This window comes from Pseudomonas sp. 3JA (assembly GCF_036961705.1).
Classification (GTDB): domain Bacteria; phylum Pseudomonadota; class Gammaproteobacteria; order Pseudomonadales; family Pseudomonadaceae; genus Aquipseudomonas; species Aquipseudomonas fluorescens_Q.
Genome location: NZ_JBAMDJ010000044.1, coordinates 1 through 26,122, shown reverse-complemented (window position 1 = coordinate 26,122; position 26,122 = coordinate 1). Strand labels below are relative to the sequence as shown.

The following is a 26,122-nucleotide window of genomic DNA, read 5'->3' as shown; positions in this document are numbered from 1 at the left end:
CCCCAGCGGGAGCAAGCTCCCTCGCCACATAGCCACATAGCCACAAGCGGTCAGGCAGCTACCGGTGGCGGCAATGTCGCCACCAGGCGAATCGAGGCGGTCAGCTCCTCCAGCTGGAAGTGTGGCCGCAGGAACACCGTGGCCTTATAGGCCCCTGGCTTGCCGGCCACTTCCGTCACGTCCACTCGCGCTTCGCGCAACGGGTACTGCGCCTTGATTTCTTGTGGCGCGTTGTCGTTGATCAGCACGTAGTCGGCGATCCAGTTGTTGAGGTAGGTCTGTACGTTGTCGCGGGTCATGAAGCTGCCGACCTTGTCGCGCATGATCACCTTCAGGTAATGGGCGAAGCGCGAGGCCGCGAGCACGTACGGCAACATCGCCGAGATCCGCGCGTTGGCGTTGGCCTCGTTGGTGTTGTAGACCTTGGCCTTGTTGGTGGTCTGGCCGCCGAAGAACACCGCCACGTCGCTGTTTTTCTTGTGGCACAGGGAGATGAAGCCCAGGTCGTTGAGTTCTTTTTCGCGACGGTCGGTGATCGCCACTTCGGTCGGGCATTTGAGCGACAGATCCCCGGAACTGGTGCGGAACGTATGGGCCGGCAGGCCTTCGACCGCGCCACCGCCCTCGGCCCCGCGAATGGCTGCGCACCAGCCATATTTGGCGAAGGCTTCGGTGATGCGTTGCGCCAGGGTCCAGGCGGCGTTGCCCCACAGGTATTTGCTGTGGTCCGTGCCGTTGACGTCTTCGACGTAGTTGATGCCTTCCACCGGCAGCGTGTCCGGGCCGTACGGCAGGCGCAGCAGGAAGTGCGGCAGCACCAGCGACACGTAGCGCGAGTCTTCGCTTTCACGGAAGGCGCGCCACTTGATCAGCTCCTGGCTCTCGAAAATCTTCGACAGGTCCCTGGGGATCGCCAGTTCGGTGAAGCTGGTCATGTCGAACAACCGCGGGCTGGCGGCAGCAATGAACGGGGCGTGCGCGGCGGCGGCGACGTTCGAGAGCTTTTCCAGCAGGCCGATGTCCTGCGGATGCCGGCCAAAGGTGTAGTCACCCACCAGCAGGCTGAACGGGTGCCCGCCGAAGGTGCCGTATTCTTCCTCGTAGATCTTCTTGAACAGTGCGCTCTGGTCGAACTCGACGGCTTTTTCCAGATCGTTCTGCAGTTCTTTCTGAGTGACGTTGAGCAGGCGCAATTTGAGCCGAGTGCTGGTCTCGGTGTTCTGCACCAGCAGGTGCAGGCCGCGCCAGGAGGCTTCGAGTTTCTGCAGGTCAGGGTGGTGCAGCACTTCGTTGAGCTGGGCGCTGATCAATTGGTCGATCTGGCTGATGCGGTCATTGATCATCGCCACGGTGTCCTTGTCGATGGCCATGCCTTCGTCGAGGACCTGGGTGGCGAATTCGGCCAGCATGTCGCGGGCGTAATCTTGCTGGCTGTCGTCGTGGGCCATGCGGCCTTCGGCGATGATCTTGTCCAGCAGGGACAGGGTCTGGGTCGTGCTCTCGCTGGTTTGAGCGCTGGATGAAGCAGGCATGGTGTTATCTCCCTTAATGAAGCGCGCGATCAGGCCTGTGGTTCGGCCGGGGCAGGGTCATCGTTGGCGGCCACGGCGGGCAGCTCTGGCGGTACGTCCTGGGGACGCGCCGACTTGATCTCCTGCAGGCCTTCGGTGTTGGCGATCACGTCGCGCAGCAGCTTGTCCAGGTCGTCGTTGCCATCGAGTTTGGTCAAAAGATCCCGCAGGCGTTGGCGCGCTTCGAACAACCGACGCAATGGCGTGACCTGCTCCACGACCTTGACCGGGTCGAAGTCGTCGATGTGGCGGAAGTTGAGTTCGATGTTGAGCTTGCTGTCGTCGCCGCTGAGGGTGTTGTTCACCTGGAGCGTGGCGCGGGGGGAGATGGAGGCGAGCACCTCGTTGAAATTATCCCGATCGATTTCGGTAAAGCGCCGCTCATTGAGCTTGGGCAGCGGGTCCAGTGGCTTGCCTGAGAGGTCGGCCAGAATGCCGACCACCAGTGGCAATTCCTTTTTCTCGATGGCGTTGCCGATTTCCACGTCATAGGTGATCTGGACGCGGGGAGGACGGACTCTGTCGAGCTTGTGCTGGGTACTTTCTGCCATGGCGGCCGACTCCGATGCATGTGTGGGCGCAATGCATCGGGAGTCCCGCTCATCGCATTCCCTTGCTGATCCACAGGTTGCAAATGGACGGCAGAAAACCTGTCATTCCCTTGACGAACCTGGCGCATTCGACCGTGTGGGTCGAACTACCCAAGACGCTAGAACAGGTCTATAAAAAAGCAAGCAAAAACAATTTTTGACCGCTGAGAAAAGGAAGATTCATTTTGCGTGGTTTTTTTTTCGGATTTTTTTTGAGCCTGGCGCTCACCGGTTGCTCGCTTTTTGCCCCCAGCGTCGACCTGGACAGCCTGACCCTGGACGTCGCGCCGCGTGCCAATGACGACACGCCGATCGCCGTGGACTTCATCGCGGTGAACGACCCGGACCTGCTCAAGCAGCTGTCGGGCATCACCGCCAGCCAATGGTTCGCCGAGCGCGAACAGTTCCAGCGCGACTATCGTCAACTCATGTCGGTGTGGGGGCTGGAGCTGGTTCCGGGGCAATTCATCGACCGCCAACCCTTTCCGTTGGAGGGCCGGCGCGCCGCTGGACTTTTGGTCTTCGCCAGCTATAACACTCCCGGAGCCCACCGGCTTCGGCTGGACGATCAGCGCCAGGCCTGGCTGAAGTTCGACAGTCGGGAGATGACCCTCGTCAATGATGGGGCTCGATGACAGCCAGCCTTGAGTGACCGCGGGCCGCCCAGCGCGGCGAATTGGGATGTCGAAGGGAGTCGTATGAGTCTGTTACCTGACGCGGTGTGCTGGCATGAGGGCATGCAATTGCTGCCCCAGCATTTTCAATTGCAAGGGCTGCGTGCCGAGGCCCTGGCTGCGTATTTTGCCGGGGCCTGCAACCCTTGGTTCTGGGGTGTCAGCCAGTTGGAAGTCGATCCTTCGGCCCTCAGCGCCGGCCAGGTGCGGCTGCTGCAATTGCAGGGCACCTTGCCGGACGGCCTGCCGGTCAACCTGCAGGCCGGTGTCGGGCCGACCCTGGAGTTGGACATCGGCGAGGCGATCGACAAGACCGACGACGCCACCGTGACTGTGTACCTGGCCGTCAGCCCGCTGTGGCGCGCCGGGCAATTGGTGCCGCTCAAGGGGCGCCTGCAATCGGTGGTCGGCGAGGCGTTGCCGGACCTCACCAGCGGTGCATTTCCCGAGTCGATCACCGTCTGGCGACCCAACCCGAGGCTGTGCACGCAACTGAGCAAGGCGGATTCGATCTGCCTGCCGCTGTTGCGCATCCGCAAGGAGGGCGGTGGCTTCTGGCGCGTGCCCTACACCCCGCCGACGCCGATCCTGTTGCCGGAGTCGGCCCTCGGTCGCCGGGTCGCCGGGGTGTGCGCCCGGGCCCGGGAAAAGTGCATGTTTCTCGCTGGTCGCTTGCGCCAGGCCCAGGCGGCTGGCAACCAGGACGATGCCATGGAGATCCGTCGGCAATTGACCGCCTTGTGGGCGCGCTTGCCGGAAGTCGAAGGCGCGCTGAACACTCGGGTGGCGACGCCCCAGGCACTCTACGGCTTGCTGCTGGGGCTGGCCGGGAGCTGGTCGGCCCTCGATCCACTGGCGGGTGTCCCGGCCTTCGCACCGCTGGATTTCCTCGAATTGCAGCGCGGCTACGAGCCGTTGCTCGACTGGCTGGAAACCACCCTGGAACTGGTTCGCGCCGGCTATCGCAGCCTGGCCTTCGAGCGCAATGAGCAGGTCTTCTCGATCCAGTTGCCTGACGACCAACCGGACCAACGCCTGGTGATCGGCCTGCGCATGCCCAACGGCGCCAGCGAGCAGGCGGCGGGCGAGTGGTTGCGTGGGGCGATCATCGCGTCGGCGCGGCACATCCCGCTGCTGAGCCGACAACGCATGAGCGGTCTGCCCCACCAGGCCATGAGCCGCAACGAACAGGTGGCCTACAGCGTGGGCGACGACACCCGTTTGTTTGTGGTGGCCGCCAGCGGCCAATGGTTCGACGCGCAATTGCCGCTGCACATCGTGGCGCCGGCATCGGCCCAGGCCAGCAGCCCGTGGCAAGTGGTGTTGTTCGTGGCGCAAGCCAGTGAAAGTGCCTGATCGCAAAAGGGGAGTCGTATGCCTGATGGAAGTGGCGGGGCGGTTCGGAGTCTGCATGAGGCGCCGCTGAGCAGCGCTTTTCGCCAGGCCTGGCTGAAGTGGTCCCAGGAATGGCAAGACTTGCCCAAGGACAGCGACCCTGCGGTATTGGTCAATCGGGTGGTGGAGTTTTCCGGGCGCAGCGCCCAGCGTCTGTGGCGGGTGGCCTTCGCCACCGTCGGCGATGCCGCTACCGAGCAGGTCAAGTCGCTGGTCTACGCCTTCGTGGCGCTGGTGGACGAAACCTTGCTGTTCAGCCCTTGGCCCGGACAACTGGCCTGGCAGCAGCACCCCCTCGAATCACGCATGTATGCCAGTCGCCAGGCCGGTGAGCGCTTGCCGGCGGCGATCAAGAAACTACTGGACGAGCAGATGCCCGGCACCCGGGACCTGGCGAATGTTTACCTGCAGTGCTTGATCCTAGGGTTCCAGGGGCGATTGCGTGGCGAGCCCGGCCAGGTTCAGCATGAGAAATGGCGCCTGGCGTTGTTCACGTTTGCCTGGCAGCACGAACCCGATTATGTCGATGTCAGCCAGCGCCTGGCGCTGTCTGCGGCGACGCCGCCAATGCGCATGCCGGTGCAGCAATCGCTGCCGGACGGCTTTCGCCTGGGGCTGGCGATCCTGGCGATGGTGTTGTTGCTGACCGGGTTGGGGCAGGTGTTTTGGCGTGACATTCGTTTGGAACTCGAACCGGTGTTGCAACTGAACGAGTCGGCGGTGGTCCAGGAGCAGGACTCATGAGCCCGCTGAGCATCGTTGCCCTGGTGGTGCTCGCCATTGTCGTGGTGTTGTTGATCGCGGCCCTGATCTGGTGGCTGCGGACCCAAGGCGGGGCGGCGATTCGCAGTTTCTATGGGGCGGTGCGCCGCATGGAGCAGGAGCAGGGCACCCGGGACCGCTATCAGATGCCTTGGCTGATGATGCTCGGTAACGAAACCGACGGCGCCCAATTGTGCGCCCAATGGCGCTTGCAACCGACTGACAAGGCCGCCTGGTTCGGGCGCTGGTTTTCCGATGCCGAGGGCTCGGTGCTGGTGGTCCCCCAGGCGTTGTTCCTGCCCGATGAAGGCATGAACCGCCAACGGGGTAATTGGTGGCGCCTGTTGGGGCTGATGTTGCGCTTGCGCAGCAAGCGACCATTGGATGCGGTGATCTGGACGGTGCCGTTCAGCGCTCTTGATGACATCGAACACACCACCGAACTGAGCCTCAAGGTCCGGCGGTGCTTTATCGACCTGTTGCAACGGTTCGGCCTCAGCCTGCCGGTGTACGTGGTGATCTGCGGGATGGAAGAGCTGCCTGGGGTCCAGGAACTGGTCAGCGCGCTGCCCGCCGAGGCGCGTGAATCGATGTTGGGCTGGTCCTCGCCCTATTTGCCGGATGCGGCCTGGCAGTCGCAGTGGAGTGACCAGGCCCTGGACCAGGTCAATGCGGCGCTGTCGCAGTCGATCATCGAGATCGGTGCGCTGTCGGGGCAATTGGGCAGCGATCTTTATGGCTTGCCGGAGCGCTTCGAAGGCTTGCGACGGGCCTTGCAGATCCTGCTGGAGCCGGTGTTCCAGGGCAATGCCCAAGGCGAAGCGCCGCGTTGTCGCGGGGTGTATTTCACTGCCAGCCAGGCGCCGGCTGTCAGCGGTGATGGTTTGACCGCCGCCGAAAGTGTCCAGCGCCAAACCGTGTTCGCCCGGCAATTGTGGTCACGACGGCTGGTGGCCGAGCGTGGCTTGGCCCAACCTGTGCCGCGGCTGTTGCGCCTGCGCCAGCGCGGGCATCGGTTGGTCGCAGCGGTGGCGTTGGTGGTGGGCCTGGTGTGGTTGGGTGGCATGGTCTGGGTCTGGCACGATTCGGTGGAGGAAGCCGAAGGGCTGTCGCGCTTGATCCTCAGCACCCATAAGAACCACCTCGTGGTCGACCCTGACGAACCGCAGCTGGAACCGACCCGGCACAACGTGCAGAACTACTGGAACATGCTGGAAAAGGCCCCGCGCTGGCGCTTTGTCTCGGTGGTCTTTCCCACTTCGTGGTTCTCTTCCGTGGACACGCAACTGGAGAATGGGGTGCGCCTGACTGCTCGGCGCCATTGGATATTGCCTCTGCGGGACCTGCTCAATTCAGACCTGGAACAGCTCAAATCCATCCGCAACACCGAGCGACGGGGCAATGTGGAGAACGAAGACCCGGCGCAATGGCAGAGCTATGTGAAGGCCAAGGCACTGGTGGACCTGGCGGTACGCCTTGAACAGCACAACCAGATGTTCAGCCAGGTGGTGAACGATCCCAAGGCACCGCTGGACGAGCTGGTGCAACTGAGCAACACCGCCTTGTCCCTGGGGCTCAACACCGGCACCTTGAGCCGCGCACATTTCTACAACCGGGTGCTGTTCGATGCCGGCAACAGCGATTTGAAAGGGTTGGACCTGAATGCCGCGCGCCCGGTGATCTCCGATAATTTCACCGGCCTGATGCAGCGCTGGCTGGACCATTACTTCCTGGCGGACAACTTCGTGCGCCAGGCCGGTTACCTCAAGCTGCACCTGCAACGGCTGGAGGCCGGCAGTGGCAATTCGTTGAGTGAACTCGAAGACCTGATGGCGCTGATCGACGATTTGCAGACCCTGGTCAGCCTGACCAACTCGGCCTGGGGGCGAGGCAAGGGCCAGGACCTGGTGCCCGGCTACAGCCAGATGCTGGACAAGGTCAGTCACAGCACTTTGCTGGGGCCGGATATCGAGCAGGACCTGGAAAGCCAGGCGGCGAAGTTGCAGCAGAGTTTTCGTGACCAGTGGATCGTCCAGACCGGCTCCCGGGACAATCTGCTGGTGCAACAGGGCAGTGGCTTGCTGGTCTTGCAAGACCATGTCACGGCGCTGGACGGTGCGGTGCAGGCGCTGTTCAAGCGCGATTTCGTGGCGTTGGCCATGCAGAAGGATCCGTCGGACAGCAACCCCGATGCGATGGGCCAGGGCGATGGCAGCGATGATTTCAGTGTCGCCCTGAACTACTTCGCCAGCTACAAGAGCTATGCCAGCGAAGAACTGCCGCGCATTCCGCCGGATTACCGTGACGCGCTGATGCAGGCCGCTGAAGGCGCCGCGGCCCGGGCCATGTGGTTGAGCCTGGATGAAAGCGACGCGTCGTTGCCCGGCATGGGCTTCAATGTACAAACGACCCAGGCCGTGGCGCTGCAAAAAGCCTTCATGGATGTACATCGCGGCGACCTGGCGATCCGTTTCCAGCGTCTGCTCAATCGCCGGGCATTGGCGCAGATCAAGAGTGGCCTGGACGAAATCGATGCCCAGCCGCTGTTCAGCCAACGGGCCGATGTCCAGCGCTGGGACGGTTCGAAGAACTTCGGCTTGCAGCTGTACGGTGCCAGCGATCCACAAGACTTGAAGCTGAGCCTGAGCCAGCAGTTCGGCGTGATGCTGCAGGTCGCCGAACAGCGAATGCCCGCCCTGGAATGGCTGATCGTCCAGCAGGACAACCTGTCGGCCCTGGAACACGACCAGGTGGCACGCTTCATGGCCCTCAACGATGAATTGCTCAAGTACAAGAACCAGAACCCGGCCAGTTCGGCGGCCCAATTGGAGCAATTGGTCAGCCGGGACTTCATCGCCATGGACACCACGTCCTGCGCGCAGATCTTGCAGACCGCCAGCCTGCCCAGCGGGCGCGGCGACCTGGCCCAGCGCACGGTCGCGTTGCAGCAGGGTGCCCTGCAACGGTGTCTGTACCTGCAACAGAACCAGGCTGCGAGCGCCTGGAATGACGTGGCCAACTATTTCAATCAGTACCTGGCCGGGCGCTTCCCATTTTCTCAGGATGTGCGGGCCAGCGATGCCGACCCGGCGCGTGTCCAGCATTTGCTGGAACTGATCGACACGCGCCTGCCCCTGGCCCAGGCCGGGCTGACGTTGAGCCAGACGCCAGAGCGGCTGGCGGCCGAGGATTTCCTCAACCGTTTGAAACAGGCCGGTACTTGGCTCGGGCCGCTGTTCGTAAGGGACAAGAGTGGCATCCTGGGGGTGGAAATGGACGTGCGCTGGCGCACCGATCGCGATGAAGAGCGCGGCGCCGACCAGGTGATCGCCTGGAGTCTGGACGCCGGCAATCAACAGATCAGCTACCCCGGCGGCGGCCAGCAGAACCTGCGCTGGATGGTCGGCCAGCCCGTGCGCCTGACCTTGCGCTGGGCCCGCAACGGCTACCAGCGTCCGGCCAATGACCCATTGCAACCGAACCTGGTGGTGCGCGACCTGGAGGCCGGCTGGGAATACCAAGGGCCGTGGTCATTGCTGCGCCTGATGCGCTCGCTGGTGTCGGCCCAGCGCCAGCCGAATGTCGACTACACCGATTTCCCCCTGGCCCTGCAACTGCCGGTCACCGCCCAGACCCAGGCCCGCACGGCGGAACAGACACTGATGTTCGTGCGCCTGTCGTTGATGAGCCAGGGTTCCAAGCTGCCGTTGTCGATCCCGCCGCTGCCGACGCGGGCGCCCCGTTCACCTTTCATGGCGACCGCATCGAGCCCCGCCATCGCCACCCGTGAGGAGGGCCTGTGAGCTTGCCGATATCGCCTTTGCCTGAGTTGATCACTCAGTTGCTCGAGCCGATCAGCGCCGAGTCGCCCTGTGGTCCGGACCTGCGCTACGAACCGGAATACGACCAACTGCGCGAACTGCGCCGGGAGGACGACACCAGCTTGCCCACCGGTGTGTGGCAGTCTTCGATCAAGCGCGCCCTGTGGCCGGACCTGGAACGGCTCGCGACCACGCTGCTGCTGGAGCGCAGCAAGGACTTGATGATCAGTGCCTGGCTGGGGGAGGCCTGGCTGCATATGGCCGGGCTGGAGGGATTGCCGGGCAGCCTGGCGCTGGTGACGGGGCTGTGTGAGCGTTATCCGGAGCAGTTGCATCCCCAGGCCGAGGAAGGCGACCAGTCGTGGCGGGTAATCCCGTTGGAGTGGCTGGCCCGTCGCTACAGCGAAGTGCTGCTGACGCGGGTGCCGTTGTTCGACGGCCGGGAACAGGCCTTCGCCGCTTTCTGCCTGGACGACTGGCAACGCTTGCAGCGCCAGCAAGTGTTGGTCAACGACAGCAAGAACGCCAAGGCCTCGGCGGAAGCGGCGCGCAACGATCAAAAGAAACTCGCCGAACTGATTCGCAACACACCCTTGTCGTTCTGGCTGCATCGCCAAGGCAGCCTGATGTTGAGCCTGCAACACCTGCAACGGCTCGAAGCCTGGAGCGACGCTTACCTGGGCAACCTGGCCCCGGGCTACAAATCCCTGCAGGACGTGATGCAGGCCTTGCTGGCACTGGTAGAGGAGTTCATCGCGATGCACCCACAGCAACCCACCGTCGCGCCGGTGCAAACGCCCCCGCCGTCCACGATGTCGACGTCCCAGGCGCAGGTGGCACCCGCCCAGGTCTTCCAGGAGCCGGCCAATCGTGAAGAGGCCTATCGACAGTTACTGGTCATCGCCGGTTACCTGGCTCGTACCGAACCCCACAGCCCGGTGCCCTACCTGATCCGGCGCGGCGTTGAGTGGGGCAACAAGCCGTTGAGCGAGTTGTTGGGTGAACTGATCAGTGCCGATGCCGAATCCCGGCGCTTATGGACGTTATTGGGCGTTCTTTAACGCTCCTCGCCGGGCCATGGCACTGGCGTCAACACCGGTTTACCGGAAAAGAACGCGGTCAGGTTCTGGCCAACCAGCTCTACCATTGCACGGGTCGCTTCTGGCGACAGGCCGGCCACATGGGGTGTGAGGACGACGTTGGGCAGGTTTTTCAGCGCCTGCGGCACCTCGGGCTCGTGATCGAACACATCCAGGGCCGCTCCGGCGATTCGCCGATGTTCCAGGGCGCTGATCAGATCGGCGGTGGCCACCACGCTGGCCCTGGCGACGTTCACCAGGAACCCTTTCGGGCCGAGCGCATCGAGGGTCTGCTTGTTGATCAATTGCCGGGTATCCAGGCCACCTGGCGTGGCGACGATCAGGAAGTCCGAAACCCGCGCCAGTTCCGTAGGAGTGGCGCAGAAGGTGTAGGGCACGTCATTGCGCACCCGGCGATTGTGATAGCTGATACTCATGTCAAAGCCCAGGGCGGCCCGTTTGGCGATCGCCATGCCCACCGCGCCAAGACCCAACACGCCCAGCCGCTTGCCCGCCAGGGAAGGGCGCGCAACCCTTGGCCATTCGCCCCGCCGCAGGGCGGTATCGGAATGGGGTATGTCGCGCACCAACGCCAGCAACAGCGCCATGGCATGGTCAGCCACCGACGACGCGTTGACCCCGGCGCCGTTGGTGACCACGATGCCCCGATGGCGCGCGGCCTGCAGGTCCACTTGTTCGTAACCGGCACCGATCACGCAGATGATTTTCAGGTTGGGCAGGGCGGCGATCTCTTCCTCCGTCAGGCCCAGGGGGCCGCGGGTCAGTACTGCGCTGAAGCGTTCACCGTGTTCGAAAATCGCCGTCTTGCGTTCGGCAGGCGTGGGCGCCAATTCCAGGTGGTAACCCTGCTTCTCGAGGATCGGCAGGTATTCATTGACGGTTTCAACCAGTACCAGAACGGTTGCGGTCATGCTGGGCTCCTGTGGGCGCTGGGGCGATTTCAAGTATTCAACCTGATTGTAGGAGCCGGGGGCAGGGGGGCTTGGCTTTTTATGTGCATTTCGGGTTCAGCATCGCCCTTGTGGGAGCGGGCTTGCTCGCGAAGGCGTTATATCAGTAACGCATCGGCTAAATGACACACCGCTTTGGCGAGCAAGCCCGCCCACAGGAAATGCGGCGGCTGTTTCTATTGGCGTGATCTGATACGCATAACCGCTCCTCAGCTAAGTCTTTGCTTCTGCTCGTGAATCCCGGACAATCGCGCCCCTGTTTCGGCCAGGGCGCTGCCTGTCGGGTTTTTCCGACTCGTCCCGGCCGGGTGCATGTGACCGGAATACGGAGATCCGCCCGGATGAATGATCAGGCCAATAGCGTCGAAGAGCGCTTTGAAACGACAGTCCCAGCCACCCTCAGCCAATGGAGTCGCCAGGACACCACGTGGATGCTGGGCCTGTTTGGCACCGCCATCGGTGCAGGTACTCTGTTTTTACCCATCAATGCGGGCCTGGGCGGCTTCTGGCCGTTGCTGATCCTGGCTGTGCTGGCGTTCCCCATGACGTTCTATGCCCACCGAGGCCTGACCCGTTTCGTGTTATCCGGTCGCGACGGCGCGGACATCACCGAGGTGGTGGAAGAGCATTTTGGCCTCAAGGCCGGTGCGTTGATCACGCTGTTGTACTTCTTTGCCATTTTCCCGATCCTGCTGATCTACAGCGTGGCGTTGACCAACACGGTGGGCAGTTTCCTGGAACATCAGTTGCATATCCAGCCGCCTCCTCGGATTGTGCTGTCCCTGGTGCTGATCCTGGGCCTGCTGGCGGTGGTCCGCTGCGGCGAGCAGGCGATCGTCAAGGCCATGAGCCTGATGGTCTACCCGTTCATCGTTGCGCTGCTGTTTCTGGCGGTGTTCCTGATTCCGCACTGGAGCGGCGGCATCCTGACCACGGCGTCCACGCCGCCTGAACCATCGGCCCTGCTGCATACCCTGTGGCTGGCGATTCCGGTGATGGTGTTCTCGTTCAACCATTCGCCGATCATTTCGGCGTTTGCGGTGGACCAGAAGCGTCGTTATGGCGCCAATGCCGAGGAACGCAGTTCGCAGATTCTGTCGCGCGCCCATGTGCTGATGGTGGTAATGGTGCTGTTCTTCGTGTTCAGTTGCGTGCTGACCTTGACCCCGGCGCAGTTGGCCGAGGCCAAGGCACAGAACCTGTCGATCCTGTCGTACCTGGCCAACCATTTCAGCAACCCGACCATCGCCTTTGCCGCGCCGCTGATTGCATTCGTCGCCATCTCCAAATCGTTCCTGGGGCACTACATCGGTGCCAGCGAAGGCCTCAAGGGCCTGATCGTCAAGAGCGGCCGCCGCCCGGCGCCCAAGACCCTCGACCGCCTGACGGCGGCGTTCATGCTGCTGGTGTGCTGGATCGTCGCCACGCTCAACCCGAGCATCCTGGGCATGATTGAAACCCTGGGCGGCCCGGTCATCGCAGCCATCCTGTTCCTGATGCCGATGTACGCCATCCGCAAAGTCCCGGCCATGGCTCGTTATAGCGGCCAGGCTTCGAATGTCTTCGTTGTGTTGGTGGGATTGGTGGCGATTACGGCGTTGGTCTACTCCCTGATGGCCTGACCGGCCCACACGGGTTGTGGTGGCGAGCACAAATCTGCCAATCGCCACCGTTCCCAGTGGCGAGGGAGCTTGCTCCCGCTGGGCTGCGCAGCAGCCCCCAACCACTTACCTGACACACCGAGTCGTCAGGACTCAGGGCCGCTTCGCGCCCCAGCGGGAGCAAGCTCCCTCGCCACAGGAGATCGGCCTGTCAGATACACCGACGTTAGTCTGCTCGCGATGGCGGTGATTCGGCTGGCATCGAAATGACAGGCATAAAAAAACGCCGCCCCTCGCAAGAAGGGCGGCGTTTTTCGTCGAGCGTCTAAGCCTTAGGCTTGAACGACCGGGATGTTGGCGTTTGCAGCCGCTTCACGGAACTCGGCGATCTGGTCGAAGCTCGGGTAGCGCATCCGTAAAGTCCCGGCCATGGCCCGTTATCGCGGTCAGGCCTCCAATGTCTTCGTTGTGTGGGTGGGTTTGGTGGCGATTACGCGTTGGTCTACTCCCTGATCGCCTGACCGGCCCACACGGGTTGTGGTGGCGAGCACAAATCTGCCAATCGCCACCGTTCCCCGGTGGCGAGGGAGCTTGCTCCCGCTGGGGCGCGAAGCGGCCCTGAGTCCTGACGACTCGGTGTGTCAGGTAAGTGATTGGGGCTGCTGCGCAGCCCAGCGGGAGCAAGCTCCCTCGCCACAGGAGATCGGCCTGTCAGATACACCGACGGTAGTCTGCTCGCGATAGCGGTGATTCGGCTGGCATCGAAATGACAGGCATAAAAAAACGCCGCCCCTCGCAAGAAGGGCGGCGTTTTTCGTCGAGCGTCTAAGCCTTAGGCTTGAACGACCGGGATGTTGGCGTTTGCAGCCGCTTCACGGAACTCGGCGATCTGGTCGAAGCTCAGGTAGCGGTACACGTCCGCTGCCATGCTGTCGATCTTGCCGGCGTATTCCATGTACTCCTCGACGGTCGGCAGGCGACCCAGGATCGAAGCAACGGACGCCAGTTCGGCCGAAGCCAGGTAGACGTTCGCGCCGTCACCCAGGCGGTTCGGGAAGTTACGGGTCGACGTCGACACCACGGTGCTGTTCGGCTCAACGCGTGCCTGGTTACCCATGCACAGCGAGCAGCCTGGCATTTCCATGCGTGCGCCAGCCTTGCCGTAGATGCCGTAGTAGCCTTCTTCGGTGAGCTGGTGAGCGTCCATCTTGGTCGGCGGCGACAGCCACAGACGGGTTGGCAGCTGGCCCTTGACCTGCTCCAGCAGCTTGCCGGCAGCGCGGAAGTGACCGATGTTGGTCATGCACGAACCGATGAACACTTCGTCGATCTTCTCGCCAGCCACGCTGGAGAGCAGACGGGCGTCGTCCGGGTCGTTCGGCGCGCAGAGCACCGGCTCGCTGATGTCGGCCAGATCGATTTCGATGACTTCGGCGTATTCGGCGTCGGCATCGGCTTCCATCAGTTGCGGGTTGGCGATCCAGGCTTCCATCGCTTGGGCGCGACGTTCCAGGGTCCGGGCGTCACCGTAGCCTTCGCCGATCATCCAGCGCAGCAGGGTGATGTTGGACTGCAGGTACTCGGTGATCGATTCTTTCGACAGCTTGATGGTGCAACCGGCAGCCGAACGTTCGGCCGAGGCGTCGGACAGTTCGAAAGCCTGTTCCAGGGTCAGGCCTTCCAGGCCTTCGATTTCCAGGATGCGGCCGGAGAAGGCGTTTTTCTTGCCTTTCTTCTCGACGGTCAGCAGGCCGTTCTGGATGGCGAAGTACGGAATGGCATGAACCAGGTCACGCAGGGTGATGCCAGGTTTCATCTTGCCTTTGAAGCGCACCAGGATCGATTCCGGCATGTCCAGCGGCATGACGCCAGTGGCAGCGGCGAACGCGACCAGGCCAGAACCGGCCGGGAACGAGATGCCCATCGGGAAGCGGGTGTGCGAGTCGCCACCGGTACCGACGGTGTCTGGCAGCAGCATGCGGTTCAGCCACGAGTGGATGATGCCGTCGCCCGGACGCAGGGAAACGCCGCCACGGGTCATGATGAAGTCAGGCAGGGTGTGGTGGGTGGTGACGTCGATCGGCTTCGGATAGGCCGCGGTGTGGCAGAAGGACTGCATCACCAGGTCAGCCGAGAAGCCCAGGCACGCCAGGTCTTTCAGTTCGTCACGGGTCATTGGACCGGTGGTGTCCTGGGAACCCACGGTGGTCATTTTCGGTTCGCAGTAGGTGCCAGGACGTACGCCTTGGCCTTCTGCCAGGCCGCACGCCTTGCCGACCATCTTCTGCGCCAGGGTGAAGCCCTTGGTGCTTTCAGCGGGGGCTTCAGGTTTCTTGAACAGGTCGAACGCTGGCAGGCCCAGCTCGGCGCGAGCCTTCTCGGTCAGGCCACGGCCAATGATCAGCGGAATACGACCGCCGGCACGGACTTCGTCCAACAGGACCGGGGTCTTCATTTCGAAGGTGGTCAGGACTTCATCGGTGCCGTGCTTGCAGACTTTGCCAGCATGCGGGTACAGGTCGATCACGTCGCCCATGTGCATGTTGGACACATCGAATTCGATCGGCAGGGCGCCGGCGTCTTCCATGGTGTTGTAGAAAATCGGTGCGATCTTGCTGCCGAAGCAGAAACCGCCGGCACGCTTGTTCGGAACGAAAGGGACGTCGTCGCCGAAGAACCACAGCACCGAGTTGGTCGCCGATTTACGCGAGGAACCGGTACCGACCACGTCACCGACGTAGGCGATCGGGAAGCCTTGGCCGCGCATTTCTTCGATCTGCTTCATCGGGCCGGTCTTGCCTTGCTCGTCCGGAACGATGCCGTCACGGGCCATTTTCAGCATGGCCAGGGCGTGCAGCGGGATGTCGGGACGCGACCAGGCGTCTGGAGCAGGGGACAGGTCGTCGGTGTTGGTTTCGCCGGTGACCTTGAACACGCGCAGGCTGATCTTGTCGGCCAGCACCGGGCGCTTCTTGAACCATTCGCCGTCAGCCCAGGATTGCAGTACGGCTTTGGCGTGAGCGTTGCCGTTCTTGGCTTTTTCAGCCACGTCGTGGAAGGCATCGAACATCAGCAGGGTGTGCTTGAGTTCTTCGGCGGCTACCGGCGCCAGCTCGGCGTCGTCCAGCAGCTCCACCAGGGTCACGATGTTATAGCCGCCCTGCATGGTGCCGAGCAGTTCAACGGCACGCTTCTTGTCCAGCAGAGGGGATTGGGCCTGGCCCTTGGCCAGGGCGGACAGGAAGCCGGCCTTGACGTAGGCAGCCTCGTCGACTCCAGGCGGAACGCGATTGGTGATCAGGTCAACGAGGAAAGCTTCTTCGCCAGCCGGAGGATTTTTCAGCAGCTCGATCAGGCCTGCGGTTTGTTCGGCGTTAAGCGGCTGGGGAACGATACCCAGGGCTGCGCGCTCTTCGATATGTTTGCGGTAGGCTTCAAGCACAGTTATTACCCTCATCAGTGGTCCCAAATGGGTGTCCGGGACGCTCATCCAGGAACCCACGGTACTCATGCGCGTCGACGGCTTTTTGAGCCATCACGCCAGAGTTTCCGCACGTTCCTCACAGAAGCTGCTTTCAAAGTTTTACGCCTGCAGAACGGGAGCTGATGAGGGTTGGCGTTGGGCTTTCCCCGCTGGAAAGACCCTTCGCCAACACCGCTCTGAAGGAACGACTGTGCTCGTGACGCTTTGAAAACAGCTTCTAACGGACATTGGCGCCTTAAAAGGCTGGCTGATTCTACGGGAAAAAAAAATTAAAGGTAAGTTGGGCCTGGAAGTTTGAGGGGTGATCAATCTTAGACAAAGGGCTAACATGCCGACCTGTCCTGCTTTTGCGTGTGCGTTTCCTTATGCCCAACCAGCTCATCAAGACCCCCTGCGTCGGCCTTTGCTCCACTGTCTACGGTGATCTGGTGTGCCGTGGCTGCAAGCGGTTCCACCATGAAGTGATTCACTGGAACGGCTACAACGAGGACGAAAAGCGCGCGGTGTGGATGCGGCTCGAGCAGCTGTTGGTGCAGGTGATGGTGGCCAAGTTGGAGGTTTTCGACCCGGTATTGCTGCGCCAGCAACTGGAGTCGCGCAAGATCCGCTTTGTGCCGCACCAGTCGGAATATTGCTGGGCCTATCAGTTGATCGCCAGGGGTGCGCGGGTGATCAACAACCTGGAAGCCTACGGCATGGTGCTGATGCCGGAGTTTCGCGACTGGGACCTGCCAGACCTGCGCGACGCCATTGATCGGGAATTTTTCCTCCTGTCCGAAGCCCACTACCAGCGCTACATCGCGCCGGGGTTCCTGAAGGATGCAATCGGCGGCTGACCTCCGGCCGGTTGTGCAAAGGCGCTTTTGTGCCCGGGAGCTTTTGTGGCGAGGGAGCTTGCTCCCGCTCGGCTGCGCAGCAGACGCCTGGATTTTTCAGGCCCGGAAATTTTTAAGATCAAGAGCGAGGGTCGCTTCGCAACCCAGCGGGAGCAAGCTCCCTCGCCACAAAAAGCCCATTCGCTTTATTCCTTGACCGCCAACTCCACCAGATGGTCCTCGACCTCCTGCGGCTTGAGCACCAGCACATCGCTTTCCAGCGTATCGAGCACGGCCTCGGCGGTGTTGCCGATCAGCACCCCGGACAACCCCGAACGGGCCACGGTGCCGATCACCGTCACCGCCGCCTGCAGCTTGCGCGCCATGTACGGAATCAATACGTCCGCCGGGCCTTCTTCGATGTGCAGATGCTGGTCGTCGATGTCGAACTCGGCCTGGAATGCCCGGCATTGTTCGCGATAGCGGGCCTCGATGGTTTCCTTGAGCTGGAACGTCGGGTCGGCGGACGAAAGCATCGGTGTGGGGTGGGCGCTGATCACGTGCAAGTGGGCCTTGGCGAGGAGGGCGATATCATAGCCATGATCGATGATGGTGGAGTGCAGGTGGCGATGCTCGCCGTCGGCATTGCCAACGTCGACGGCGGCCAGGATCACCTTGTCTTTCCAGGAGCCGGCGGTTTTCACCAGCAGTACCGGGGTTGGGCAGTGACGGAGCAGTTTCCAGTCCGCCGGGGTCAGCAGGGCTTTTTTCAGCGGGCTGTCGGGGAAGTGCTGCTTGATCACCAGGCCGCAACCTTCCGCCTGCTGCACGTCGATGATGGTGTCGTGGAGGCTTTCGTTCCAGGCCTGCTCGGTGGTGACGCTGTAGCCGTCGGCCAGCAGTGCGGCCTTGAGCACGCTGAGCAGGCCGGCATGGTCATGCTTTTTGTCACACACCAGCAGGTGCAGGTGGGCCTGGGTCACTCCGGCGATCAGTTTGGCGCGCTTGAGCGCCAGGCTTTCCGAATGTTCGGGCTCAATAACCACCAGGATGCTGCGAATGGCTTGCATGATCGGCGTTCTCCTGCAATGAAAAGGCTGGCGTTGCTCAACTATAGTTGTTGTGGGGCAGTCTAGTTGCTGTAGGTGAGTCTTTGACTTGATGCATATCAACGGCAGTGGCTGGTGGTCTGGGGGCAGGCCGGTATAATCGGCGCCCTTCGCTCGACTACCTTTTCCCGTGAGCCCCATGAATCTTCCCGAAATTCACGAATTCCTTGGTTGCCGCACCCCCGATGCCTGGGTCCAGGCCGCGTTGGCTGACCAGGAAACGTTGCTGATCGACCACAAGAACTGCGAGTTCAAGGCGGCCAGCACTGCCCTGAGCCTGATCGCCAAATACCATTCCCACGTCGACCTGATCAATCTGATGTCGCGCCTGGCCCGGGAAGAGCTGGTGCATCACGAGCAGGTCATGCGCTTGATGAAAAAGCGCAAGATCGGTTTGCGTCAGCTCTCCGCCGGGCGTTATGCCTCGGGGCTGCGCAAGGTGGTACGCAGCCACGAACCGGTCAAGCTGGTGGACACCCTGGTGGTTGGCGCCTTCATCGAGGCCCGCAGTTGCGAGCGTTTCGAGGCCTTGGTGCCGCATCTGGATGAAGAACTGGGCAAGTTCTATTTCGGTTTGCTGAAAAGCGAAGCCCGGCATTTCCAGGGCTACCTGAAACTGGCTTACCAGTACGGTGACGCCAAGGACATTGCCCAGGTGATCGACAAGGTCCGTGAGGCCGAGCGGGAGCTGATCGAATCGCCGGATGTGGAGTTTCGTTTCCACAGTGGTGTGCCTGCGGCATAGGGCTGTTTGCCTTGACGTCATCGCGAGCAGTACGGCATCTCTAAGTGACCAGCCCCAGGCGCTCGTGCCACTGGGCAATGGACTCCTCGGGATAAACCTCGAACTGCCGATCGTCCGGATGCGCCTCGACTTCCACCCACGACGCCCTGGAACCCAGCATCAGGTGGGTGTGCTCCGGCGGTACCGGCAGCGGTGTGTCGATGGCCGAGGCAAAGGGGTGAACCAGCTCCGGCCATTCGGGGCTGAACAGCCATAGCCCCGAACCGCACAAGGAACAGAAATGCCGTTCGGCACTGCTGCGGTGGGCGCGTTTATCGCCTTCGTCCTTGAGTCGTGCGTGGTAGATCGAGATGTGCTTGCGACCGCGCACCTTCAGGCTCTGGGCATCGCCCCCCAGGTTGATCGCAAAACCGCCGCCGCCCTGGGTCTTGCGGCAGATCGAGCAGTAGCAGCGCTGATAAGGGTAGGGGTGGGCGCTGTCGAGGGTGAACGACACGGCGCCGCAGTGGCAGGATCCTTCGAGCTGCATGGGAACCTCCGATTGGGGACTGTAATGACTCTGGACAGCCTGGGCGGCCCGATGTTCTGGGCAGTGGAACGCATGGCTGACATGCGGACGCTATCGCGAGCAAGCTCGCGATGAACGAATACACGGTCTAACGACCGGACACTCGCCACAAATACCACGCCGCCACCGTCCGATAAGGGCTCCACGCCAGGCCGATCTCAATCATCTGCTTGCGGCTGGGCTGTCGTTCCAACCCCTTTAGCCGTCGATAACCTTCGCGTACGCCAAAGTCATCGGCCGGCAGGATGTCGGGGCGTTCCAGGCTGTAGATCAGTAGCATTTCCACGGTCCAACGCCCGACGCCGCGCAAGCTGACCAGGCGTTCGATCAACGCTTCATCCTCCATCGCCCGCGCTGTGGCGTAATCCGGCACGACTCCGTCCAGCGTTGCCTGGGCGATGCCCTGGATCGTCGCGATCTTGCTGGCTGAAAACCCGCAGCCGCGCAACTGCGCAACGTCTGTCGCCAGGATCTGCCCGGGATGGGGGAATGTCTGCGCCGGGAACAACGCCAGCAGCCGAGCGAGGATGGCATCGCCTGCCTTGGCGTGTAGTTGCTGGTAGGCAATGGCCCGCACCAAGGCTTCATAGGGATCGCGGGCCGGCTTGGGTTGCAGCAGGCAAGGGCCGATCGCCTCGACGTGACGTCGCCAGTCTTCGTCGAGACTTGCCAGCAACGCGCTGGCGTCGTGGTAGGGCACAGGCATCGGGTATTTGTTCTCCGGGGCGCTCAAAACGCCAGGGGCAGCGAAACCTGCACCGCGGCTTTCTCCAGCCGTAGCAGAAATGCCTTGCGCGGCTGTCCGCCACCATAGCCGGTCAACGAGCCATCCGCACCGATCACTCGATGGCAGGGAATGACGATGGCCAAGCGATTCTGCCCGTTGGCCAGGCCCACGGCGCGGCTGGCGCCCGGGCTGCCCAGCGCCGTGGCGATGCCGCCGTAGCTGCGGGTTTCGCCGTAGGGAATCTTTTGCAGTTCAGCCCAGACCCGTACGGCGAAGGCGCTGCCCGGCATGTGCAGCGGAACGTTGAACGCCGTGAGCTTGCCGGCGAAATACTCGGCCAGTTCGGTTTCGATCTGTTGCAAATGAGCGTTGTGCCCCGGCGCAACCGTGTAGCCGTAGCGTAGCTGCAGCTCTTCGAGCTCCTTGGTCAGGGCCGGGCGGTCGAGGAATTCCAGCAGCACCAGGCCTCGTCGTTCGGCCATGGCCAGCATGGGGCCCAACGGTGTGGTCAGGCGGGTGAACAGCAAAGGTTCGCTGAGGGCTGCGCGGCCCGGCGTGATGTGGAAGGATTTCACGAAGGCGTCACGAAAACCGCTCAATGACTCATAACCGGAGTCGAATGCGGCATTGTCGATGGAGTTGCCGTCCTTGATGCCGCCCAAGGCGATGCCCAGGCGGCGGGTGCGCAGATAGGCGTGAAAGGTCATGCCGAAATGTTGCTTGAACCAGCGGCGCAATTTCAGTGGCTCGATACCTTGTTCCAGCAACAAGGCATCGGTCCAGCGCAGGTCGGGTTCGGCGTCCACGGTTTTGAGCAGGGCCTGGATCCAGTCTGGCGCGATGGCGGCGGCGTCCAGGGGCTTGCAGCGCAGGCAGGCCCGGTAACCGGCCGACATGGCTTCGTCGGCATGGGCGAAGAACTCCACGTTCTCCGGTTTCGGCTTGCGCGCGGTGCAACTGGGGCGGCAGAAAATACCGGTGGTCTTGACCGCAGTGAAGAACACCCCCTCGTAGGCGGTGTCTCGTTCGAGCATGGCGCGGACCATCTCGGCATGGGGCGGGAGCAGCGAGTCGTGTAGGTTCATGGGCCTGAGCATAGAACCGTGCCTGGAACGACTCCACCGAAAAATCGACAGTGAATTTCCGTTCACTTGGTCGGACGGTCACGAACAAAAATTGAACCTGAGAGTCTTAAAGGTTCAACCGTTGTTTTTGTCTTTCGGAGACATCATGTCCAAACATAAGAAATCTCTCATCGCCGTTGCTGTCTGTGCCTTGGCGTTCGGTGCCTCGGCCTTGCTGCCTGCTGAGTTGTCGCCTATCGGTTCGAGCTATGCCGCAGGCAATGGCGGCGGTGGTGGCAATGGTGGGGGGGGCGGTCACGGTGGAGGAAATGGCGGTGGTCACGGTGGTGGCATCGGTGGTGGCCAGGGCCATGACAAGTCTGGTGATTCCAGCGGCCTTGGCAAAGGATTGGCTAGCGACCACACCGGTACCCGCACCCGCGATCATGGCCTGAGCGGCAAGCACACCGGCACCACCCGCACCGATCGCACCAGCAAGTCCTCGCTGACTTCGACCATCGCCAAGGACCGTGATACCCGTGGCCTGACCAAGGCATCGGCGATTTCCACCGCTACGCCAGGTACCCACAACACCAAGGGCCTGACCAACGCGACCAGCTCTTCGATCAAGAACGACCGCTGATCGCTTGAAAAAAAAAGCCGCGACGCCTGTTCAGGGCATCGCGGTTTTTTTGTCTTGTGCCCGATGTCTTCAATACTTCCAGAACACCGGCGTGAACAACACCAGTACCGTCAGGATTTCCAGCCGACCCAGCAGCATGCCTATGGTCAGCAGCCACTTCGCCGCATCCGGCAAGGTCGAGAAGTTGCCGGCGGGCCCGATGATCGTGCCCAGCCCGGGCCCCACGTTGCACACGGCGGTGGCCGCGCCGGTCAGGGCGGTGGTCCAGTCCAGACCGATCAGCGCCAGCCCCAGGGCGATAGCGCCAATGGTGATAGTGAAGAAGAACGAGAAGGTCAGCAGCGAGCGGACGATTTCTTCGTCGATGGGGTGATCGTTGTATTTTTTCTGGATCACCGCCCGGGGATGGATCAGTTGTTTCAGGCTGCCCATCAATAACTCGCCGGCTACCTGGAAGCGGAAGATCTTCAGTCCGCCGGCCGTCGATCCCGAGCAACCGCCAACGAACGTCAAATAGAAGAACAGCAGCAAGGCAAAGCTGCCCCATAGGGTGTAGTCGCCCAGCGCCACGCCCGTGGTGGTGACCACCGACGTCACGTTGACGGCCACGATACGGACCGCATCCCACCAGCTGTAGTCACTGTTCAGGCTCAGCCAGGTCCCCACGATGAGCCAGGTGATGACCAGGAATCCGACGAATCCCTTGACTTGCTGGTCCTTGAGCAACGCGCGTTTGTGGCCGCGCAAGGTGGCGACGTACAAAGTGAAGGGCAGCGCGCCTGCCATCATGACGACCACCGACACCCAGTGAATGGCCGGTTGGGGCCAATGCCCCAGGGAAGCATCCGATGTGGAAAAGCCACCCGTGGAAATCAACGACATCGCATGGTTGATCGCTTCGAAGGGCGTCATGCCGGCCAGCCACAAGGCCAGGGTGGCGAGAGCGGTCAAGCCGACATAGATCCACAGGATGTAGTTCGCCGCGACATGGGAGCGCGGCGTGACTTTCTCTGACCAGTCCGACGACTCGGTCTGGAACAGCCGCATGCCGCCGACCCGCAGCAATGGCAGGATCGCCACCGCCATGCCGATAAAGCCGATCCCGCCGAGCCAGTGCAACATCGAGCGCCAGATCAACAGGCCGGGAGAGGCCGTGTCCAGGCCGGTCAGGATGGTCGAGCCGGTGGTGGTGATGCCCGACATGGTCTCGAAAAAGGCATCGGTGTAGCTGATGTGCTGGATGAACACCATGGGCAGGGCGGCGAAGCTGCAAACGATGACCCAACTGGCGGTGGTCAACAGGTACATGTCTCGCGGGCGCATCTGGGTGTGTGCTGGCCGACCACGCGCCACTAACGCGATGCCGCAGACGAAGGTGATCAGGCTCGACCACAAAAACGCCGAGAGGTCATCGTTGCGCTCGTATATCACCAGCGTCAAAAGCGGGATTGCCATGCTGGCAGCCAGGGTGACCAGGAAAATACCGAGGATGAAGCCAATAAACCGCACTACCGCAATGGACATAGAACACGCCTGGATGAATGAACCGCGCAGTATTGTTTTTGTGGAGGGCTGATGGGTAGCCCCCTTGGGGCAGTTTTGTTCAATACCGCCTGCGATTGGCAATTTACCTTGATCGTCCCCTCACAGATACAAAGAAGGTATGCGATGAGTTTGATTCTTTCCATGGCGGCGTTTGCCCTGGTCGCCTCCATTACACCTGGCCCGGTCAATATTGTCGCCCTCAGCTCCGGGGCGCGGTACGGGTTTCGTGCGACGTTGCGCCATGTGGGCGGTGCAACCCTGGGGTTTGTCTTGCTGCTGGTGCTAATGGGGTTGGGATTGCATGAAGTGTTGCAACGCTGGCCTGGCCTCACTCGGGTGGTGCAACTGGGCGGCGTGGCGTTCCTGTTGTTCATGGCCTGGAAACTGGCGATGGATAACGGGCACCTGGGAAGCGAGGACGAGGGACGGGCGCCTTCGATGTTCTATGGCGCGTTGATGCAATGGCTCAACCCCAAGGCGTGGCTGGCCTGCGTGGCGGGAATGGGGGCATTCGTGGCCGATGGCGAGGCGCGGCTGGTGTGGCAGTTTGCGGCGATCTACCTGGTGATCTGCTACGTCTCGGTGGGCTGCTGGGCTTACGCCGGGAGTTTTCTGCGCAGCTGGCTGGGTAATCCGGCGACCATGCGCCTGTTCAATCGGACGATGGCGGTGTTATTGGTGGCCAGTGCGGTGTATTTATTGTTGCCGTGAGCAGAAGTGGCGGGCAGTCCGGGCTTTTTGAGACGAGTGCTATTGTGGCCATAATCCGCATTTTTGAGGCGGGGATGCTGTTGTGGCGAGGGAGCTTGCTCCCGCTCGACTGCGCAGCAGTCGCCCAGAATCGAGGGCTACTGCGTAGCCCAGCGGGAGCAAGCTCCCTCGCCACAGAGGTCCACCTGTTTTTGGTCCAAACAAGGTGGTGGGGCAGTATCAGCCGCGATACTGGCCGGGCGTGGCCGCCAGGTGTTGCTTGAAGGCACGCTGGAAATGCGCCTGGTCGGCAAACCCGCTGTCCAGCGCCACGTCGGCGATCAGCTTGCCTTCGCGCAATTGGCGCCGGGCAAACTGGATTCGGCGGTTGACCAGGAAGGCGTGGGGCGTCATCCCGTAATGGCGCTTGAAGGCTCGGCTCAGGTAGGACGGCGACAGTTGCGCGGCGGTGCAGATGTCTTCCAGCTTCAAGGCTTCGCTGCAATGGTCGTGGATAAACTGTGCCGCACGCATCAGGCTCGGATGGCTGCCACGATCCGGGCGACCGGCAGGGTTGAGTCGTTGTTGCAGGTCAATGAAAAATGCCTCGGCGGCGGCGTGCTTGTCGCCAGCGTCAAGCTGCTCGTCTACCAATTGTCCATACAGTTTTTCCAACGCGGTAAACAGTTCCACGTCTCGGCTGTGGGTGGTGGCGAAGCCCTGGAAATCCAGGCTTTCGTCAAAGCCGACACGACGCTGCAAGTCTCTGAGCCATTGGGTGTCGACGTACAACATCACGTAGGACCACGGCTGATCGTCGATTGGGTTGCACGCGTGGACGTCGCCCGGGTTCATCAGCACCACCGTGCCACTTTCCACCTGGAATTTCGATCGTTCGTGAAGGTAGGTGCTGCGCCCAGCGGTGATCGCGCCGATGGAAAAGTGGTCATGGGAATGGCGCGAATAGCAGACCTTGCGCCCATCGCCGATGGCCCGGGCTTCGATGAAGGGCAGGGCTGCGTCGCGCCAGAAGCGTGGGGCGTCGTCATGGAGGGCGTGCTTCATCGGTCAGTGTCCTCGTCTTGAACTTGAGTGGCAGTGTATTAGTCCTGACCGGCAAATGCCCGTCGGATTTAGCCCGTTCGGTTTGAAGGGCTGGGGTCCTGGGCTAGACTTCATGAAGTCCTGCCAATGGAGTTTCCGATGCTTGCGCCACGCAAACCGGACGACGAAGCCGCTCGCCTCAAAAATCTGCACTCGCTCAAGCTGCTCGATACCGCACCTGAAGAACGGTTTGACCGCCTGACCCGTCTTGCCCGACGTCTGTTTGACGTGCCCATCGCCCTGGTGTCCCTGGTGGACGCCAACCGGCAGTGGTTCAAGTCCAGCGCCGGCCTGGACGCCAGCGAAACCCCGCGGGAAGTTTCCTTTTGCGGGCATGCGATCTTGCAGGATCAGATCCTGGAGATCTGCGACGCGGAACAGGACGAGCGCTTTCACGACAATCCGTTGGTCACGGACAAGCCTGGCATTCGTTTCTACGCCGGGCATCCGCTGGGGCTGGAGGACGGTAGCAAGCTCGGTACGTTGTGCCTGCTCGACACCCGGCCGCGCAAACTCAATGATGAGGAGCGCGAACTGTTGCGCGACTTGGCGCGCATGGCCGAACAGGAAATGGTCGCGGTGCAGATGGCGAGCATGGACGAGCTCACGCTGCTATCCAATCGACGGGGCTTCAGGACGTTGGCCCAGCATGCGCTGAATGTGTGTGATCGCTTGTCGCGACCGGCGACGCTGCTGTTTTTCGATCTCAACGACTTCAAGCCGATCAACGACCGTTATGGCCACGCCGAGGGCGACAACGCGCTGAAAACCTTCGCCGATGTGCTGCGTATCGCCTTTCGCGAAAGTGACGTGATCGGTCGCCTGGGCGGCGACGAATTCGTGGCGTTGCTCACCGGTTCTTCCCATGTCGAGATAGCGGTAATCATGGCGCGCCTCAAGGAAATCCTCGATGAGCGCAATGCGATGTTGCAGCGTGGCTATGACATTCGTTTCAGCGTCGGCCAGATCGAGTACGACGCCCAGCGTCATCAGTTGATCGACAATCTATTGGTTGACGCGGACGCGGAGATGTATGCACAGAAACAGGCGCTACGCAGCTAGCACAAGCCAACCCCCGATCACACAGGGATTTATGTTGGTCGAAGAACCGAGACTCACCCCTCATTCAATGGCGAGGGAGCTTGCTCCCGCTGGGGCGCGCAG

Annotated in this window: 21 protein-coding genes and 1 pseudogene; 11 read left to right on the top strand and 11 right to left on the bottom strand. The window is 61.9% G+C overall.

What is annotated here, in order from left to right:
- Positions 1–50: 50 nt before the first annotated feature.
- Both tssC and tssB read right to left on the bottom strand, forming a co-directional pair.
- Complete coding sequence (gene tssC, locus V7773_RS25730) at positions 51–1,532, bottom strand: type VI secretion system contractile sheath large subunit (protein ID WP_063320710.1); 1,482 nt, start codon at positions 1,530–1,532, stop codon at positions 51–53.
- Between the two features lie 29 nt (positions 1,533–1,561).
- Entirely contained in the window at positions 1,562–2,122 is a 561-nt protein-coding gene (gene tssB / locus V7773_RS25725; RefSeq protein ID WP_003202799.1) for a type VI secretion system contractile sheath small subunit, read from the bottom strand.
- A gap of 224 nt (positions 2,123–2,346) precedes the next feature.
- On the opposite strand from tssB, the gene V7773_RS25720 reads away from it, so the two are divergent.
- The 5 genes from V7773_RS25720 to tssA all read left to right on the top strand — a co-directional run bounded on the left by V7773_RS25720 (position 2,347) and on the right by tssA (position 9,874).
- Positions 2,347–2,796, top strand: a complete 450-nt coding sequence (locus tag V7773_RS25720; RefSeq protein WP_018605733.1) for a hypothetical protein — start codon at positions 2,347–2,349, stop codon at positions 2,794–2,796.
- Between the two features lie 63 nt (positions 2,797–2,859).
- Positions 2,860–4,191, top strand: coding sequence for a type VI secretion system baseplate subunit TssK (gene tssK, locus V7773_RS25715; RefSeq protein ID WP_072341844.1), 1,332 nt, complete (start codon positions 2,860–2,862; stop codon positions 4,189–4,191).
- 18 nt (positions 4,192–4,209) lie between these two features.
- The gene (locus V7773_RS25710) at positions 4,210–4,974 is read left to right on the top strand and encodes a DotU family type IV/VI secretion system protein (protein WP_063320713.1); all 765 of its coding nucleotides are present in this window, start codon (positions 4,210–4,212) and stop codon (positions 4,972–4,974) included.
- Positions 4,971–8,795 (top strand): type VI secretion system protein, encoded by a 3,825-nt coding sequence (locus tag V7773_RS25705; RefSeq protein WP_336075968.1) that lies wholly within the window; start codon positions 4,971–4,973, stop codon positions 8,793–8,795. Before V7773_RS25710 ends, V7773_RS25705 begins: the two co-directional genes overlap by 4 nt.
- The gene (gene tssA, locus V7773_RS25700) at positions 8,792–9,874 is read left to right on the top strand and encodes a type VI secretion system protein TssA (protein WP_336075967.1); all 1,083 of its coding nucleotides are present in this window, start codon (positions 8,792–8,794) and stop codon (positions 9,872–9,874) included. Before V7773_RS25705 ends, tssA begins: the two co-directional genes overlap by 4 nt.
- Here tssA and V7773_RS25695 read toward each other — a convergent pair.
- The gene (locus V7773_RS25695; protein ID WP_063320716.1) at positions 9,871–10,824 is read right to left on the bottom strand and encodes a 2-hydroxyacid dehydrogenase; all 954 of its coding nucleotides are present in this window, start codon (positions 10,822–10,824) and stop codon (positions 9,871–9,873) included. The genes tssA and V7773_RS25695 overlap by 4 nt on opposite strands.
- A 380-nt stretch (positions 10,825–11,204) precedes the next feature.
- Here V7773_RS25695 and V7773_RS25690 point away from each other — a divergent pair, with 380 nt between their 5' ends.
- Entirely contained in the window at positions 11,205–12,485 is a 1,281-nt protein-coding gene (locus tag V7773_RS25690; RefSeq protein WP_336075966.1) for a serine/threonine transporter, read from the top strand.
- Between the two features lie 311 nt (positions 12,486–12,796).
- On the opposite strand, the pseudogene V7773_RS30615 reads toward V7773_RS25690, so the two are convergent.
- Both V7773_RS30615 and acnB read right to left on the bottom strand, forming a co-directional pair.
- Positions 12,797–12,874 (bottom strand): annotated as a pseudogene (locus V7773_RS30615) (hypothetical protein); the annotation flags it as partial.
- 422 nt (positions 12,875–13,296) lie between these two features.
- Positions 13,297–15,906, bottom strand: coding sequence for a bifunctional aconitate hydratase 2/2-methylisocitrate dehydratase (gene acnB / locus V7773_RS25685; RefSeq protein WP_336075980.1), 2,610 nt, complete (start codon positions 15,904–15,906; stop codon positions 13,297–13,299).
- Between the two features lie 407 nt (positions 15,907–16,313).
- Here acnB and V7773_RS25680 point away from each other — a divergent pair, with 407 nt between their 5' ends.
- Positions 16,314–16,784 carry a DUF1289 domain-containing protein gene (locus V7773_RS25680; protein WP_003202781.1) on the top strand — a complete coding sequence of 157 codons (471 nt, stop codon included), beginning with the start codon at positions 16,314–16,316 and terminating at the stop codon, positions 16,782–16,784.
- 185 nt (positions 16,785–16,969) lie between these two features.
- Here V7773_RS25680 and V7773_RS25675 read toward each other — a convergent pair whose 3' ends face one another.
- Positions 16,970–17,833, bottom strand: a complete 864-nt coding sequence (locus V7773_RS25675) for a universal stress protein (protein ID WP_072341820.1) — start codon at positions 17,831–17,833, stop codon at positions 16,970–16,972.
- 178 nt (positions 17,834–18,011) lie between these two features.
- On the opposite strand from V7773_RS25675, the gene V7773_RS25670 reads away from it, so the two are divergent.
- Positions 18,012–18,617, top strand: coding sequence for a tRNA-(ms[2]io[6]A)-hydroxylase (locus V7773_RS25670; protein ID WP_186704851.1), 606 nt, complete (start codon positions 18,012–18,014; stop codon positions 18,615–18,617).
- Between the two features lie 40 nt (positions 18,618–18,657).
- On the opposite strand, the gene V7773_RS25665 is transcribed toward V7773_RS25670, so the two are convergent.
- The 3 genes from V7773_RS25665 to V7773_RS25655 form a co-directional block, all read right to left on the bottom strand.
- Complete coding sequence (locus tag V7773_RS25665) at positions 18,658–19,146, bottom strand: GFA family protein (protein ID WP_092145963.1); 489 nt, start codon at positions 19,144–19,146, stop codon at positions 18,658–18,660.
- A gap of 127 nt (positions 19,147–19,273) precedes the next feature.
- Positions 19,274–19,891, bottom strand: a complete 618-nt coding sequence (locus V7773_RS25660) for a DNA-3-methyladenine glycosylase family protein (protein ID WP_336075963.1) — start codon at positions 19,889–19,891, stop codon at positions 19,274–19,276.
- 23 nt (positions 19,892–19,914) lie between these two features.
- Complete coding sequence (locus V7773_RS25655) at positions 19,915–20,997, bottom strand: bifunctional transcriptional activator/DNA repair enzyme AdaA (protein WP_092145961.1); 1,083 nt, start codon at positions 20,995–20,997, stop codon at positions 19,915–19,917.
- A gap of 145 nt (positions 20,998–21,142) precedes the next feature.
- Here V7773_RS25655 and V7773_RS25650 point away from each other — a divergent pair, with 145 nt between their 5' ends.
- Positions 21,143–21,619: a hypothetical protein gene (locus V7773_RS25650; protein ID WP_336075960.1), complete on the top strand. Its 477-nt coding sequence runs from the start codon at positions 21,143–21,145 to the stop codon at positions 21,617–21,619.
- Between the two features lie 69 nt (positions 21,620–21,688).
- Here the strand turns inward: V7773_RS25650 and V7773_RS25645 are convergent, their stop codons facing one another.
- On the bottom strand, positions 21,689–23,143 hold the full coding sequence (locus V7773_RS25645; RefSeq protein ID WP_336075958.1) for a TrkH family potassium uptake protein: 1,455 nt from the start codon (positions 23,141–23,143) through the stop codon (positions 21,689–21,691).
- A 144-nt stretch (positions 23,144–23,287) separates the two neighbouring features.
- Here V7773_RS25645 and V7773_RS25640 point away from each other — a divergent pair, with 144 nt between their 5' ends.
- Positions 23,288–23,875 (top strand): LysE family translocator, encoded by a 588-nt coding sequence (locus V7773_RS25640; protein WP_336075957.1) that lies wholly within the window; start codon positions 23,288–23,290, stop codon positions 23,873–23,875.
- A 219-nt stretch (positions 23,876–24,094) separates the two neighbouring features.
- Here V7773_RS25640 and V7773_RS25635 read toward each other — a convergent pair whose 3' ends face one another.
- Positions 24,095–24,919, bottom strand: a complete 825-nt coding sequence (locus V7773_RS25635) for a helix-turn-helix transcriptional regulator (RefSeq protein WP_336075955.1) — start codon at positions 24,917–24,919, stop codon at positions 24,095–24,097.
- 138 nt (positions 24,920–25,057) lie between these two features.
- Here V7773_RS25635 and V7773_RS25630 point away from each other — a divergent pair, with 138 nt between their 5' ends.
- Positions 25,058–26,020 carry a GGDEF domain-containing protein gene (locus V7773_RS25630; protein WP_336075953.1) on the top strand — a complete coding sequence of 321 codons (963 nt, stop codon included), beginning with the start codon at positions 25,058–25,060 and terminating at the stop codon, positions 26,018–26,020.
- Positions 26,021–26,122 lie beyond the last annotated feature (102 nt).